The organism is Paraburkholderia sp. RAU2J (assembly GCF_003634845.1).
In the GTDB taxonomy this organism is placed as follows: domain Bacteria; phylum Pseudomonadota; class Gammaproteobacteria; order Burkholderiales; family Burkholderiaceae; genus Paraburkholderia; species Paraburkholderia fynbosensis.
Genome location: NZ_RBXG01000001.1, coordinates 3,641,683 through 3,656,969 on the forward strand (window position 1 = coordinate 3,641,683; position 15,287 = coordinate 3,656,969).

Annotated in this window: 16 protein-coding genes and 1 riboswitch; of the genes, 8 read left to right on the forward strand and 8 right to left on the reverse strand. The window is 61.3% G+C overall.

The features are described 5' to 3' along the window. Positions 1 to 105: 105 nt before the first annotated feature. Positions 106 to 561 (reverse strand): Rrf2 family transcriptional regulator, encoded by a 456-nt coding sequence (locus tag B0G69_RS16560; RefSeq protein ID WP_121318684.1) that lies wholly within the window; start codon positions 559 to 561, stop codon positions 106 to 108. An 87-nt stretch (positions 562 to 648) separates the two neighbouring features. Continuing rightward, entirely contained in the window at positions 649 to 1,119 is a 471-nt protein-coding gene (locus tag B0G69_RS16565; protein ID WP_121319483.1) for a hypothetical protein, read from the reverse strand. A 241-nt stretch (positions 1,120 to 1,360) separates the two neighbouring features. Between B0G69_RS16565 and B0G69_RS16570 the strand changes: the two genes are divergently transcribed. Continuing rightward, positions 1,361 to 1,942 (forward strand): DJ-1/PfpI family protein, encoded by a 582-nt coding sequence (locus B0G69_RS16570; protein WP_121318687.1) that lies wholly within the window; start codon positions 1,361 to 1,363, stop codon positions 1,940 to 1,942. Positions 1,943 to 2,092: 150 nt separating this feature from the next. Beyond that, on the forward strand, positions 2,093 to 2,419 hold the full coding sequence (locus B0G69_RS16575; protein WP_121318689.1) for a hypothetical protein: 327 nt from the start codon (positions 2,093 to 2,095) through the stop codon (positions 2,417 to 2,419). A gap of 35 nt (positions 2,420 to 2,454) precedes the next feature. Here the strand turns inward: B0G69_RS16575 and B0G69_RS16580 are convergent, their stop codons facing one another. Beyond that, positions 2,455 to 4,194, reverse strand: coding sequence for a sensor histidine kinase (locus tag B0G69_RS16580; protein ID WP_121318691.1), 1,740 nt, complete (start codon positions 4,192 to 4,194; stop codon positions 2,455 to 2,457). A 410-nt stretch (positions 4,195 to 4,604) separates the two neighbouring features. Between B0G69_RS16580 and B0G69_RS16585 the strand changes: the two genes are divergently transcribed. The 6 genes from B0G69_RS16585 to B0G69_RS16615 all read left to right on the forward strand — a co-directional run bounded on the left by B0G69_RS16585 (position 4,605) and on the right by B0G69_RS16615 (position 8,872). Beyond that, complete coding sequence (locus B0G69_RS16585; RefSeq protein WP_121318694.1) at positions 4,605 to 5,792, forward strand: ammonium transporter; 1,188 nt, start codon at positions 4,605 to 4,607, stop codon at positions 5,790 to 5,792. A gap of 234 nt (positions 5,793 to 6,026) precedes the next feature. Continuing rightward, positions 6,027 to 6,088, forward strand: a riboswitch (Fluoride riboswitch). Between the two features lie 80 nt (positions 6,089 to 6,168). After that, the gene (crcB, locus tag B0G69_RS16590; RefSeq protein WP_121318696.1) at positions 6,169 to 6,549 is read left to right on the forward strand and encodes a fluoride efflux transporter CrcB; all 381 of its coding nucleotides are present in this window, start codon (positions 6,169 to 6,171) and stop codon (positions 6,547 to 6,549) included. A 68-nt stretch (positions 6,550 to 6,617) separates the two neighbouring features. Next, positions 6,618 to 7,022, forward strand: coding sequence for a zinc-binding dehydrogenase (locus B0G69_RS16595; protein WP_241991336.1), 405 nt, complete (start codon positions 6,618 to 6,620; stop codon positions 7,020 to 7,022). Continuing rightward, positions 6,914 to 7,504 carry a paraquat-inducible protein A gene (locus B0G69_RS16600; RefSeq protein WP_121318698.1) on the forward strand — a complete coding sequence of 197 codons (591 nt, stop codon included), beginning with the start codon at positions 6,914 to 6,916 and terminating at the stop codon, positions 7,502 to 7,504. Before B0G69_RS16595 ends, B0G69_RS16600 begins: the two co-directional genes overlap by 109 nt. Before the next feature lie 564 nt (positions 7,505 to 8,068). After that, positions 8,069 to 8,575, forward strand: a complete 507-nt coding sequence (locus tag B0G69_RS16610; RefSeq protein WP_121318701.1) for a phasin family protein — start codon at positions 8,069 to 8,071, stop codon at positions 8,573 to 8,575. Between the two features lie 99 nt (positions 8,576 to 8,674). Then, positions 8,675 to 8,872, forward strand: a complete 198-nt coding sequence (locus B0G69_RS16615) for a hypothetical protein (protein ID WP_121318704.1) — start codon at positions 8,675 to 8,677, stop codon at positions 8,870 to 8,872. 1,135 nt (positions 8,873 to 10,007) lie between these two features. Here B0G69_RS16615 and B0G69_RS16620 read toward each other — a convergent pair. The 5 genes from B0G69_RS16620 to B0G69_RS16645 form a co-directional block, all read right to left on the reverse strand. Beyond that, a complete protein-coding gene (locus B0G69_RS16620) occupies positions 10,008 to 10,268 on the reverse strand; it encodes a hypothetical protein (protein ID WP_121318706.1) in 261 nt (86 codons plus the stop codon). Positions 10,269 to 10,929: 661 nt separating this feature from the next. Further along, entirely contained in the window at positions 10,930 to 11,616 is a 687-nt protein-coding gene (locus B0G69_RS16630) for an OmpW family outer membrane protein (RefSeq protein WP_121318711.1), read from the reverse strand. A gap of 87 nt (positions 11,617 to 11,703) precedes the next feature. Beyond that, a complete protein-coding gene (locus B0G69_RS16635) occupies positions 11,704 to 13,494 on the reverse strand; it encodes an acyl-CoA dehydrogenase C-terminal domain-containing protein (protein WP_121318713.1) in 1,791 nt (596 codons plus the stop codon). 13 nt (positions 13,495 to 13,507) lie between these two features. Then, complete coding sequence (locus B0G69_RS16640) at positions 13,508 to 14,455, reverse strand: FAD-binding protein (RefSeq protein WP_121318715.1); 948 nt, start codon at positions 14,453 to 14,455, stop codon at positions 13,508 to 13,510. Positions 14,456 to 14,470: 15 nt separating this feature from the next. Further along, positions 14,471 to 15,217, reverse strand: a complete 747-nt coding sequence (locus B0G69_RS16645) for an electron transfer flavoprotein subunit beta/FixA family protein (RefSeq protein WP_121318717.1) — start codon at positions 15,215 to 15,217, stop codon at positions 14,471 to 14,473. Positions 15,218 to 15,287: the final 70 nt, after the last annotated feature.

Below are 15,287 nucleotides of genomic sequence, written 5' to 3' on the forward strand. Positions count from 1 at the left end.
ACTACATTGATTACATATATCGCGGAAAAAAGAGGGCTCGCGCCCCGTCCGTTTCTCAGACGCATGTGCCGCACATGCGCCCTCCGATACTGCTTCGTCACCGCCTCATCCGTGCGCACGCCGCTTGCGCTCGCGCTGCTTCTCCGCGCGCACCACGTCGGCTGTGGCGTCGGCCAACGTACGAGCGCCGAGCGACGCTTCCATCGCCTCCTGCGCTTCGTCGATGATGCCGCGCAGCACTCCCTGAATATTACGCCCGACCATACACGCCGGATTCGGCTCCTCGCGATGCAGCGCGAACAATTGCGCGTCATCCACCGCGCGGTAGACGTCGAGCAAGGTGATCTGCGCGGGCGCACGAGCCAGCAGCGCGCCGCCGCCCGAGCCGAGCTGCGAGGTGGTGAGACCCGCCTCGGCCAGCATGGTCAACAGCCGACGGATCAGCGCGGGATTCGTGTTCACGCTGCCCGCGATCATCTCCGACGAAAGCGGCACGCCCTCCTGCAGCGACAACAGCGCAAGCACGTGCACCGCAAATGCAAATCGGCTACTCGTATTCACAACACACCCGCCCGGCGACCACAATATGTAACCATGGTAATTACATTTAACCCGGCCGTCAAATGGACGATCGAACCGGCTGGCATGTCACTTGTCCATCTGCTTTTGCGCATCGGCCGAATCGCCCGTTGACGAAGCCGCCGCGTGCGCCGACGACGCCGTATTCTGCGCCGACCACTCCTGCAGCTTGCGCCCCGCCGTTTCGAGGCTCTGGCCGGTGAGCGACGCGGCCTTGCCGAGTTGCGCGTGAGTCGCGCTCGCCGCGCTTTGCAGATTGGCCTGCGCGCTCGAAGCAAGGGCGCTCGGGTCGATGTTGATCGACGGCGCGGAGGCGGATTCGAGGTTCTGCTGCGCGGCGGATTTGGTCGCATCGACCTGCTGGCCGACGTAGCTCGCTGCCTGGTCGAGCTTCTGACCGGCGAGCTGGGCGGCGTCGTTGAGCTTGCCGGCAACCTGTCCGGCCGACGCATCGTTCTTCTGGCACGCGGCCAGTGCGCCGAATACGACGACCACGACCGCCGCGCGGCGCAACAACGAACAATAGAGAGATGAAGTCATGTTTGAATTGAGCCGCATCGAGCGGCCTCCACGTGCGAAAACGCGCTCATCATACGCCGTTGCGCCGCACTGACTCACTGGGAAGCGCGAGCCGCCGTGTTCGCGGCACGGTGCGCCATGTGAGGACGCTCGCTCACGCAATCCGTCGCGGTTTCGTCAAACGCGATGGAGTAGACTGCGTAAGCATCGATGAATGTCGAAATGGGTTCGCTGTTTTCCATTGATCAACTGGAGGCATACGATGGCGGCAAAGAAGATTCTGTTTCTGACCGGCGACTTCGCCGAGGATTACGAAACAATGGTGCCGTTTCAGGCGCTGCAGGCAGTCGGCCATATCGTCGACGCGGTCTGTCCGAACAAGAAAGCGGGTGACCGGATCAAGACCGCGATCCACGATTTCGAGGGCGACCAGACCTACACCGAAAAGCCCGGGCATCAATTCACGCTCAACGCGTCGTTCGACGACGCCGATCCGCGCCAGTATGACGCGCTGGCGATCGCCGGCGGCCGCGCGCCGGAGTATCTCCGGCTCGATCCCAAAGTGATCGAAGTCGTGCGGCAGTTCGCCGAAGCGGGCAAGCCGATCGCCGCCGTCTGTCACGGCGCGCAACTGCTGGCTGCCGCCGACGTCATTCGCGGCAAGCGCATTTCCGCGTACCCGGCCTGCGCGCCCGAAGTGAAACTGGCTGGCGGCGAGTATGCCGACATTCCGGTCGACGCCGCGATCACCGACGCCAATTTCGTCACCGCCCCCGCATGGCCCGCGCATCCAGAATGGCTGCGCCAGTTCCTCGTGCTGCTCGGCACGCGGATCGAGCTTTAAGCTAGCGCGAAATTCGACGGCGAGCGCCCTGCCCGCGCGGCACCAGGCGTTCGCCGAAACACGGCACAACATTTTGCATTTGAGATTCGTCCGATAGTTCGCACGGCAAAACCTTTCTAAAGTCTGGGGCTGACTTGGGAGTGTTTTTCGATGGAACTGATCGACTGGATCCTCATCCTCGCCATCACGCTGATGGCTATTGCTTTCTTCTGCGCGCGCACGCCGGCCAACTGGTCGAGCGACAACCGCGCACGGCGCGTAACCGGCACTCGCATGCTGGTACAAGCCGCGTGCTCGATCTGGGCGGCACTGCTGATCGTCGCGCGCGGCCTCTTCACGATCGGCGGCCTGCCCGGTTTGCAGCCCGCACCGATCGAGGCATTGACAGGCGTCGCCGTTCTACTCGCCTGCGGCTGTTACTGGTCGATTCGCGGCAGCAAGCTGCTCAAGCCACGGCGCATCTTCGCCGCGCACTGAACCGCATAGCCGGCATGCTCATGCGCCCGCGCCGATCAGCGCGAGCCGACACCGGGCGCGGTGTCGACGGAATGCACTGTCCGGTTGTCACCTGCTTTCGCGCCTTCACGACCGTCGAGGTCCGCGCGCCAACCGCGCTCGCCCCGTATCGACGGAAAACCTGGCGCCGCGACAGCCGCTTCCTCGGACCGCATACCGGCTTCGGGCAGCGACAGATAAAACGTCGTGCCCCGCCCCTCCTGCGACTCCGCCCACACGCGTCCGCCGTGTCGTTCGACCATCCGGCGCACGAGCGCGAGGCCGATGCCCTCGCCGGCGGTCGAATTGCCGTGCAAGCGCTGAAAAGCGTTGAAAAGCCGCGGCAAAGCAACCGCCGGAATTCCCTGGCCGTTGTCGCGCACATAGAAAATGCGTAACGAATGCACCCCCGGCGGCGCCGGCGTCGTCCCGATTTCGATCTTGCCCTCGCGCGCCGGGTCGAGATAATTCACCGCATTGCCCACCAGATTCGCGAACACCTGCTCGAGCGCGGTCGGATCGCCCCACACCGCAGGCAACTCGCCGACGCTCACGCGAGCACGCCGCGTGCGGATCGAGCCCCGCATCGCATCGATCACGCGCTGCACGATGTCCTGCATGTCCACCTTCTGCCGGCGATACTCGACGCGACCGACCCGTGACAACCGCAACAGCGCATCGATGATGTGCGAAGCCCGCAACACGGCCGTCTGCAGATAATGCAGCGCTTCGCCGATATCTTCGTCGACCACCCTTTCGATCCGCTGCCGCGACTGCTCGGCGAGCGACGACTCGCGCACCGTCACGCGCAGTTCGTCACAGGCACGGATCAGTTCCTTCGAGAAGCCTTGCAGATTCACCAACGGTGCACGCAGATCGTGCGACACGCTGTAGATGAACATCTCGTTTTCCTGGGTCTGCTGTCGCAATGTCTCGTTGATCTGCGCCAGTTCGCCGGTGCGGCGCGTGAGGTCCGCCTGGAAGCGCGCCTGGATGCGCTCGGCTTCGAGCAGACGCCGGCTCGTCTCATGCAAGGTCAGATCGAGGCGGGCGATTTCATCGCGACCGGTGTCGAGCGGCGCCAGCGGCTCGTTGCCCGCGAGGCGCCCCGCGTTGTCGGACAGGAGCGCGAGCCGTCCGCGCACACCGCGCGTGAACCACCAGATCGCCAGCGCCACGAACAGCAGCGAGCCGAACGCCGCCGCGGCGATCAAAGTCTGCTGCTGTTCGCGCGCGACGCCGGCGGCGGTCGAGCGCAGCGCATCGATGCGCCGCTCTTGCGCCTGGAACGCAACCATCTGCTGACGGAAGCGATCGAGCGCGTCGCTTTTCGCCGGATCGCGCAAGCGTTGGAGAACGTCGTGCCGCAACCCCGAGCGCAACAGATCCTGAATCCGGTCCGACCATTGGCGATACGCCTGCACGGCCTGCCGCACCTGCACCACACGCTCGACCTGAGCCGGGTTGTCGGCGACCAGTTCAGCCAGCTCGTCGATGCGGCGGTCGACATCCACCCATACCGCGACTGGCGTGGCGAAGTGGGTGTCGTTCGCGAGCACCGCACCGCGCAGCGCCACCGATTCGCCCAGCACCGGATCGAGAATCGCCGCGCTCTGGCGCAGCACGTCCTCACTATGAATGGCCCAACGCTCCGCCAGCGCCGCGTCGGACTGGGCCTTGACCAGTCCGGACAACAGCGCCAGTTCGAACACAGCCGGAATGGCGATCAGCAACAGGCCTTTAGTTGTGAGTCTCATGCGTGCGCATTGAAGGTCGTTGGCCGTAGATCATTCACGGGGTCGGCACATTATGTCGACGTTTGCCCAGGAAAACAAAGACGCTCGCGGTCAACCGTGCACCGCGCGTTTGCCGGGCCGGCCGGACATCTCGCAAAGCACCACAACGCGTCAGGATTTTGAATGAAAAGTAATTAAAATCGAATATCCCGCCCTCATCTGGATCATTTCCACAGCGTGCTAATTCATGTGCACTTAAATTGTGCTTTTCGTGTCTTTTCCCGGTGCACACCAAACAGCGTCTTACAGGTGTCATGCATCTGAGGAATCCACGCCGGTGCTGGATTGCACCGCATCGACACTTCTCGGCACAACTTTGGCCCACTTCTTGCATTCATTGCCCGCTTTTTTGGCATACGCAGGACACATCGATGGAAAGTCTGAAAACCGGCACCGATACGCTGTTTCTTCTGCTCGGTGCGGCGATGGTGCTGGCCATGCACGCGGGGTTTGCGTTTCTCGAACTCGGTACGGTCCGCAAAAAGAATCAGGTCAATGCGCTGGTCAAGATTCTCGTGGACTTCTCCGTCTCGACGATCGCGTATTTCTTCATCGGCTACACGATTGCGTACGGCGTGCAGTTTTTCGGCAGCGCCGAGTCGCTGGCCGCGCACAACGGCTACGCGCTGGTGCGCTTTTTCTTCCTGCTGACCTTCGCCGCCGCCATTCCGGCGATCGTGTCGGGCGGCATCGCGGAGCGCTCGAAATTCAATCCGCAACTGTTCGCGACCTTCGTGCTGGTTGGCTTCGTTTATCCGTTCTTCGAGGGAATCGTGTGGAACGGGCGTCTTGGCGTCCAGGACTGGCTCGCCCACGTGCTCGGCGCGCCGTTTCACGATTTCGCCGGCTCGGTGGTGGTGCACGCGTTCGGCGGCTGGGTCGCGTTGCCGGCAGTGCTGCTGCTGGGCGCGCGGCACGGGCGCTACCATCGGGACGGCGGCATTGCCGCGCATCCGCCATCGAATATTCCGTTTCTCGCGCTGGGCGCGTGGGTGCTGACGGTCGGCTGGTTCGGCTTCAACGTGATGAGCGCACAGACGGTCGACAAGATCAGCGGCCTCGTCGCCGTCAATTCGCTGATGGCGATGGTCGGCGGCACGCTGAGCGCGTGGTTCGCCGGCCGCAACGATCCGGGCTTCACCTACAACGGTCCGCTCGCCGGTCTGGTGGCGGTCTGCGCCGGCTCCGACGTGATGCATCCGCTCGGCGCACTGGTGACGGGCGGCATGGCGGGCGCGCTGTTCGTGTATATGTTCACCTGCGTGCAGAACCGCTGGCGCATCGACGACGTCCTCGGCGTGTGGCCGTTGCACGGCCTGTGCGGCGCGTGGGGCGGCATCGCGGCGGGGATTTTCGGTCAGCACGCGCTCGGCGGCATGGGCGGTGTGTCATTCGGCTCGCAGTTGATCGGCACGCTGGGCGGAATCGCGTTGGCGTCGCTCGGCGGCTCGATCGTGTACGGCGCGATCCGTTTGACGGTGGGCCTGCGGCTCGACCAGGAAGACGAATACAACGGCGCGGATCTGTCGATTCACAAGATTTCGGCAACGCCGGAATAACAGGCACGAAGTGAGGCTTGGTGCGAGCGCAGCGGGCGGCGCGTTCCGCGTGAGGGCACGGCGTTGACGCGCTGCCCATGCGAGCGCACCGGCCACGCCGGGAGTTCCGGTGCTCACCTCGCACCGCTCCACCGCGAGGCGCGTCGATCCGAGCGCCGGCGCGGACGAAAAACCGGCGCGCCACGCCCTCGGCGCGGCCTGGACCTGTCCCCACATGCCCCGCCGATGTTAGACTTCGACGCTGGAGATGGCATTCTCCTTTAACCGCCCTCGTGGCTGATGATGCCTGCTTCGCCCGGATGACTGCGGACGCGGCATCGCCTCGCCCACGCTCAGCCCGGTTTGTCGACACTTCGGTCTGGTCAGGTCTTCTTCCATGTATTGGTCCTTTCTCGCTGTCGCCATTGGCGGCGCGCTCGGCTCGCTATTTCGCTGGTTTCTCGGCATCCGCCTGAACGGTATGTTTAGCGGCCTGCCGCTCGGCACGCTCGCCACCAACGTGATTGCGGGCTACATCATCGGCGTTGCGGTCGCGGGATTTGCGCGGGTTCCGCAGATCGCGCCCGAATGGCGGCTCTTCGTCATTACCGGCCTGATGGGCGGCCTTTCCACTTTCTCGACGTTCTCAGCGGAAGTCGTGCAGCGCTTGCAAGACGGCCGGCTCGGCTGGGCCGCAGGCGAGATTGTCATTCACGTGAGCGCGTCGCTCGCGATGACCATCCTCGGCATTGCAACCGTTTCGCTGTTGTCACGCTGAAGATGCGGCGTTTGCCGCGCAGATTGCTGTTGCACATGGCGCGCGCGCTATCGGCACGTCCAGCAACAATGCGAACCTGGAAAAAAATTAGAGCGCTGGGTGCTGATGCAGGAATCAACTACAAGACATACCCCAATTGGCAGGATCAAGTCCTTGAACTTACCGGCGGCAAGGGCGTGGACATGACTATCGAGGTGGCCGGTGGCGAGGGACTCAACCAGTCGGTCGCTGCCACCAAGGTCGCTGGCGTGATAGCTCAGGTTGGATTCTTGACGGGCCAGACATCACCGTTGAACTTGATGCCTTTAATCTTTCGACAGACGACCATCCGCGGAATTGCCGTCGCCCCAAGATCTTCGTTCGAATGCATGAACTCGTTCCTGGACACGCACAGACTCTCGTCGTCTGCGCGCAATGTTCGGCCGTCCTGTATCTCGCGAACCAGCTTGGCGTTGATCGGCGGCTGGCGCTAACCGTCGCCGCACCCATCGTCTTCGTGATCGCCAATGTCTGCCCGGTGATTCGGATTTCTCTGCCCGGCCTGCACAGCGAGACGACGCTCTGGCGGTCCGCGGCAGCGCTGGCGCACGGCACGGTTGCACCGATCGCGATCGCCGCTGCAATGATGATCGTCGTGGTACCGCTTCTCCAGATCGCGCTGCTCGGCTGGGTGCTGGCATTTGCCCGCGCCGCACGCCGGGCGCCGGGTCTCGCATGGAGCATGAGGCTGCTTGCGACGCTGAGCCCGTGGCGCATCGTCGAGGGCTGCGTATCTGGCATGCTGGCAAATGGCTCGATCAGGAACCGGGCGAGCCTTTTCGCAAAACGCCCGCCGCGCGCGCTTTCCGCCAACTGCTTTTGCAGATACCACGCGAAATACCGCGGAGAAAAAAGCTCAATTTCGCGGCGGAGAAGCGACAGAAGAAAGGGGCAGTCTTACGATTTTGCACGCTAATCCAACCCAAGCTTCGCAGGAAAGCATAGCTGCCACAAAGCGTAGCAACGCAACCGCATATCGCGCCCTGCGCGTTCATCCGGCCCATCCGCTGCAACTCTCCGATGAAGGTGTCCAATATTGTCCGGCACTTCCCTACTCCGCCGCTTGCGGCGGTGACGCGGCCGCCATGCGTATCAACCGGGTTCTGGACGACAGACAGCCCGATGCCGAGACCCGATCGCCACCGGCCATCCGGGGATGGCTAGCTGAACGTACGCTTCGAACATAAGGTCAAGTTGCGATACCGGGATGCCGATACCTTTGTCGCTCACGTTCGCCACCATCTACCAGTACAGGCTCGACGGGCACACCGATGACATTCTGATGTCTTCAGAGCTAGGGGATGCCCCTACATAAGAGCATTCCAAATGTTGCTTTTACGACGTTAGAATGATTCCACTTATTGGGAAATGCATCCGCTCGGTCAGGTACAGCCTTGCGGGCCGGCGGTCCGGTGGCGCATCCGGTTTTCTCTGCCGACCGCCATCGGGCGCTCATTGACGATAATTAAGGAGAGCATGAATGAGCATTTTCGAACCCGATCAATTCATCGCGTCGCAGGCCGACAACGCTGTCACCACGTTCGCCTTGACGAATAAGGCGTTCGAGAGCTTCCAACTTCTGATCGAACTGAATCTGCAAACTATCCATTCGGCACTTGCAACGAACGAAGCTTACTGGCATGAAGCGCTGTCGGTTAAGACGCCCGAGGAATACCTCACGTGGCAGGCCGGTCTAATACAGCCCGCAGTCGAACAGGCTCTTTCATACAGCCGCCAGTTATACGACATCGCGTCGAACACCAAAGCGGAATTGACGAAGGTTGCCGAAGCACATTACGAGCATGAGAGTCACACTGCACGAACACTTGTAGACAACCTTGTGAAGAACGCACCCGCCGGGACAGAAGCCGCGACCAACGTATTGAAATCGACCTTCCTGACCTCCCTACATGCGAGCGAGACCGTCCGCAAAGCGGCCACGCAGGCCATCGAAACTGCCAAGGGACCCCGCACGGCGACTAAATAGATCAATGCAAAGATGTCGAGCAGTAATCGCGACGCCGGACATCGGTTTCAGCACTAAGCCCGTCAGTTTGACGATATACCGCTTCATAAGGAGGCACGCATGTTGAGTCCGCATGAATTCACCACCTTGATGCTGGTGAACGCTGCACCCGATCAGATCAGACCCGACCGAGAGGAAATTCAAACGCTGCTGGCATGTCAACTGGTGAACATTGAACTGCTGACGACCGGACAGCGGCAACTAAGCGTCACCCCACAGGGCCATGCCGTCCTGAAAGCCGTCGGGCGGGCTTGTTGAGCAACGTCCGCCGACTTGCGGCCTGTCGTTCAAATGAACGTTCAACGCAAGAATAGAAGAAACGCCTGTAGTGCACCGTCAACCGGTCCGTAATCGCAGACCGGACGCAACGAAGGAGACTGCAATGGGTGAATCTTGGCTTGGGATTGTGATCGGTGTGTTCGTATTGGTGATTGCGGCAACCGGCGTGATCGCTCACTACTGTCGTGAATATCGTCGTGCAGAGTTACTCAGGAACCTAGATCACCACGACTGGTGCCGCTGGTCCCGGTCCCGGCGGTGACGGCTTCCTATGCGACAGCACGACAAGTCGCGCGCAAAACGGTACGAACCTGACGACCATGGAACATTGACGAACAATAAATCAGAGAGACATCAAGCGCTTATGTCAACGCAAACCACGCGGAAAAAGATCTGGCTCATATCCAGACGATGATCTCCGAGTTGGAGTATCTGGATTACGGCCACAACACCGCAAAGACGAATGTCGTAATGCAACCAGACTACTGGCGAACGCGCATTCGCGCAGTGCTTGCACTACCCAATATACCCATTCACATCCAAAAGCAGGGTTCGGAACTTCTGGTAAGACTGGATCGGCTCCGCGTACCCTCGCGGGCTAATTGCCGGACGCGCCCGACATTAAGCGTAACGAAACAGCATCCGCCCTTCGATCAACCGCGATGAAATTCGTTCACCGGACGAGTGTGTCGTCGACGACCCGCTGCCCGGCGCTGAACCCTGCCATTAGCGCAGCGGTTTCCCTCGGGAAAGGCCGCTTGTCATCTGTGGCATCTGCTTGTTCCGGGCGCGATATTGCTCATCGCAGGCGTCGCGCTCACGTATACCCACTGATGTTTCCATCGATAGAGCGATCACGAGGCACCTCCGCGCCACGTACTTCGAGGGGCAGAAGAACACGGAGATAGCGATCTGAGTGCTTATTACGGCTCTTATAGCGCTACAACGCGAGGACGGGATTGACACTTGTGGATCGCCAACCTACATCCGGCTTACGCTGTTCGCGCGCCTCGCCTCGCCTGAGGACGTGCCTTTCAGCTTCCGGGCGACAGGTTGACGAGCAGAAACAGGTACTGGCCGCGCGCTGGGTATCTTCTCTGGCAAACAGCCGCTTTCAAAAAAGTGCTGGAGCACCTTGGCCGCCAGCCGATTCCCGCGCTGCGCCAGTCTTCTGAGAAACGGCGGACGCAAATGCCTTCAAGTCGTCGCGTCCGTGCGAGGCCTCGAAGTGAAGAATGACCTCCCTCACCGCCGCAAGCATGCTTTCCTCGTACAGCGTGCTCGCGATATGCGAGGCGCCTCGCGACAACGCCATCTCGTACTTATTGAGGCGCCGTGCCTGGTCGAACGCCGCATCTTGTTTAACTGCCTTCACATCGACTCCCTCCGTGTTTGCGGAAAGAGACGCCTGCTGTGCCGCATCAAAAATGCGTAAAAAAACGGCATCATTGCGAGTGCGATGCCGACCGGGCTGCGAACTTCACAACGTACAGGAATCCAGGGAGCATACCCCCTTGGCCCGCGATTCCCGCGAACTGCGAATCAGGCGACCGGAGACTGCCCCGTGCAAAGCCAGTGAACATCGAGATGGAGAACGGCGGCGAGGCGCGTACAAGCGGTCAGCGGCGGCACGGTGATTCCACCTCGCCAATATTGCACGTCATATTCGCTCACACCCACCCACTTCGCTGCGCGTGCCGAACTGATGCCGGCGCGCTTCAATGCCCTATTGAGGCGTGCGCCCAAGGCGCGCGTCAGGCGGTCATTCCCGGCACTGCGCTCGAGATGACCGATCCTTTGAGTGTGTCGATTCATTTGTCTAACTTCTCTCAGATCATATTTTGTGCATTCGACACCGACTCTTTCGGTGCGGACCGAATCTACATATTTGTCATGACGGGCTCATGACGCCATGTTGCCCTTTCGCCGGCAGGCCGAATACCAGTCTGGTTGGTCTTATAGTTACTGGAACAATGACAGCAAGCAATGCCTAGACGGCAAGGAGAGCGCTCGTATCGCCACAGCTTTGAGCATCTTCAATCACCTGCAAAACTGCCTCGAGCGAGAACAGCTTCTGCAGACAGGCATCGAAAATCCGCGTGAGTCCGCCGTCCTCTCTGTCTCCAGTCATGGAGACAATGAAGGGCTGCATTGAACGCCGGATTCCACGACGGGCTCAGCGAAGCCTTTGCCTGGCCGCCTGGCCCCGCGACGTGCTGCAACGCCGAGCTGAAAGTCGAATTTAGTTCAGTATGCGAATACCACGTGTAATTCACACCGACACCGACAAAGGGACGCAGCCGCGACTGCGCCGCGCCAAAGTAGTACTTGAGGAAGACAATGGGCGGCCAGGATCTGGTTGTGGCGAGGGGTTGCAGATTGCCGAAGGCGAGCGTCGGCCCCCCTGAACCGAATGGGGCGGCCGTCCCCTGCGCGTAGAGTTTGAGCTTGGGTGGCACACCCGAAGCCAGATCCAGCGCGATATGGTCCGTGATGAAATACGTGAATGCGAGTTCCGCGGTGAACGTATTATGTATCTGACCGCCCGTTCCAGCCGACGTAAATGTGCCTGCCGCCGAAGTGCTCTGCAGCGCCGTTGCAGACGACGACCCGAAGTCCAGCCATGCCCCGCCCACACTCGTTACGAAACTCCCCGCACTTTGCGCCATTGCGCTGTCACATATCAAACCCGCTATGAGCGCGAGGTATGCAATCCGTTTCATACTTCTCTCCAACTATTTTTTATTAGTTATCCAAAATTACAGAAAAATCGTTTGCCCATAAAAGAAATTCTTTCCTGCTCATTCGATTCAGAACTGCTCGATCCCAATGTCTATCGCACCGGAGGCGCCGCGCAGGATCGTCTCCCGAAGCGCGTGGGCTTTCGGCAAGATCTTTTCCACATAGAACCGCGCAGTCGCGAGCTTCGTCCGGTGAAATTCCTGATCTTCGCCTGCTGCAGCTTTCTTCGACGCGGCCAGCGCAGCGCGCGCCATCTGCCATCCGCCGCAGACATAGCCCGTCATCATCAGATAGTCGGCAGAACTCGCAAGCGCCTCGTCGACGTTTGCCGCTAAAGTGCGCAGCATCCACGTGGTGGCGTCTTCAAGCGCCTGCACACTTGCCGACACGGCCGTGCCAATCGACGCAAGCTGCGCGTCCGAGCTTCGCTCGAGTTCCAGTGCGACGATTCGCATCTCCGCGACAAGCCCGGACATTGCCGCCCCACCGTCCGACGCGAGCTTGCGTCCCGCCAGGTCTGCCGCCTGGATGCCTGTCGTGCCTTCGTAGATGGTCGCGATTCGTGCATCGCGGAGAAACTGGCAGGCGCCCGTCTCTTCGATGTAGCCCATCCCGCCATGCACCTGCACGCCCAGCGATGCGATCTCGACGCCCAGCTCGGTACACCATCCCTTCAGCACCGGGATCAACAGGTCCACACGTGCCTGGCGTCGCGCGCGCTCAGTGGCGTCCGGGTTCCTATGCGTGTGATCCATGTCGGCCGCCATCACATAGGCGAACGCGCGCATCGCTTCGATCTGCGCCTTCATCGTCAGCAACATGCGACGGACATCCGGGTGATGAACGATGGCGACCGCCTCGCCCGAACGGCTGCCCGCAAGGCGTCCCTGAACGCGCTCCTTCGCGTATTCGCGGGCTTGCTGATATGCGCGCTCCGCCATCGCCAGCCCCTGAATCCCCACTTTCTGGCGGGCTTCGTTCATCATCGTGAACATATGCGCGAGGCCTTTGTTCTCCTGTCCGACGAGATAGCCGATCGCGCCGTCCTTGTCTCCAAAGCTCATCACACAGGTTGGACTTGCGTGGATACCCAACTTGTGTTCAAGCGATACGCAGTGGACATCGTTGCGCTGTCCCGGCGAGCCGTCAGCGTTCAGCAGGAACTTCGGCACGAGGAACAGCGAAATGCCGCGCACGCCCTCCGGCGCATCCGGCGTGCGAGCGAGGACGAGATGAATCACGTTGTCCGTCATGTCGTGGTCGCCCCACGTGATGAAGATCTTCTGGCCGTAAAGGCGATAATGATCGCCGTCCGGCACGGCCTTCGTACGCACTGCGGCGAGATCCGATCCGGCTTGCGGTTCGGTCAGATTCATCGTGCCTGTCCAGGCGCCGCTGATCAGATCAGGCAGATAGCGCTGCTTGAGATCCTCCGAGCCATGTTGCCGCAATGCCTCGGTGGCGCCGGCCGTCAACAGCGGGCACAGGGCGAACGCCATATTGGAGGAATTCCACATCTCCACGGTCGCCGCGTGCAGCAGTTCGGGCAGGCCCTGCCCGCCAAACGCGGAATCGCCGCTGAGCCCGCACCATCCTCCCGCGGAAAATTGCCGGTACGCTTGCGCAAAACCGTCTGCGGCAACCACGCCGCCCTGAGTCAGGCGCGCACCCTGCTCGTCGCCTGTCTTGTTGAGCGGCGCAAGCACTTCAGCGGCGAGTTTCGCTGCCTCCTCGAGTACTGCGTCGGCCAGTTCCGGGGTGACCTCTTCGAGGTCCGGCAATGAAGACAGCGCGCCGAGGTCGGCCAGTTCCATCATCACGAAGCGCATGTCGCGCAGCGGTGCAATATAGGTGCTCATCGTTAGTCTCGATTCAGTTCTGTTGCAGTCTGTCCAGTTCACCGGACAACTCCGGCAACACCTTGAAGAGGTCCCCGACAATCCAGTAGTCGGCAACCTGGAAGATCGGCGCTTCTTCGTCCTTGTTGATGGCGACGATCACCTTCGAGTCCTTCATCCCGGCCAGATGCTGGATGGCGCCGGAAATGCCCACCGCGATATACAGTTGCGGGGCGATCACCTTGCCTGTCTGGCCGACCTGATAGTCATTCGGTGCGAATCCGGCGTCCACTGCCGCTCGCGACGCGCCGACGGCTGCATCAAGCTTGTTGGCAATATCGTCCAGCAGTGCGAAGTTCTCACCGGAACCCATGCCTCGGCCGCCCGAGATCACCCGTTTCGCGGACGTCAGCTCCGGGCGCTCCGAGCGCGTCAGTTGCTGGCTCACAAAGCGCGACCCTCGCACTTCAGGAGCGGGCTCCAGCGCTTCGATCGCGGCCGTTCCACCTTCTGCCGGTGCCGCTGCAAAGGCTGTCGTGCGCACGGTGACGACCTTGATGGCGTCCGCGCTACGCACCGTCGCGAGCACATTGCCCGCGTAGATGGGTCGCACGAACGTATCGGCGGACTCGACGGCAACGATGTCGGAGATCTGCGCGACATCGAGTAGCGCAGCCACGCGGGGCATCACATTCTTCGCGGTCGTGGTGGCCGGCGCAATGATGTGACTGTATTGCCCCGCGACTTTCACGATGAGTGCGGCGAGGTTTTCGGCCAACGCGTGGCCATAGTGCGTGGCGTCGACAGCAAGCACGCGAGTCACGCCGGCAATGTGGGCCGCCTGTTCGGACACCTTTGCGCATTGCGATCCGGCCACGAGAACATGAATGTCTTCGCCAAGTCGCGCGGCGGCTGTAACGGCGTTCAGCGTGGCCATCCTGAGCGTCTGGTTGTCGTGTTCTGCAATAACGAGTACGGGCATTTTTCTCACCTTCGATCAGATAACTTGTGCGTTTTTCAGCTTGCTCACCAATTCCGCGGCGTCGGCTACGCGAATGCCCGCTTCGCGTTTCGCAGGTTCTGCCAGCTTCAGCGTCATCAGCCTCGGCGTGACGTCGACACCCATCGCATCCGGCGTCACGACATCGAGAGGCTTCTTCTTCGCCTTCATGATGTTGGGCAGCGTCGCGTAGCGCGGCGTGTTCAACCGCAAATCGGTGGTAACGATGGCGGGCAGATCGACCTCGATCGTTTCCAGACCGCCGTCGATCTCGCGCGTAACGGTGGCCTTGCCCGCCTCAACCGTCACCTTCGATGCGAACGTCGCCTGCGGCCAGCCAAGCAGCGCCGCCAGCATCTGGCCAACCTGATTGGCGTCGTCGTCGATGGCCTGCTTGCCGAGCAGCACCAGTTGCGGCTGCTCCATGTCGACCAGCGCCTTGAGCAGCTTGGCAACCGCGAGCGGCTGCAATTCGGCGTCCGTCTCGACCAGAACGCCGCGGTCCGCGCCGATCGCCATCGCCGTGCGCAGCGTTTCCTGGCATGCGGGCACGCCGCAGGACAGCGCGATCACCTCGGTCACGACGCCCGCTTCCTTCAGGCGCACGGCCTCTTCGACGCTGATTTCGTCGAACGGATTCATGGACATCTTCACGTTCGCGATATCGACGGCGGTGCCGTCAGCCTTGACGCGAACCCTCACGTTCGCGTCGACGACGCGCTTGATAGGTACAAGTACTTTCATTGACTACTCCGTTGGTACAGAAGCGCTCCATTCGGGCCGACTACACACGCCGGCCGAACGGAAGTCGCTT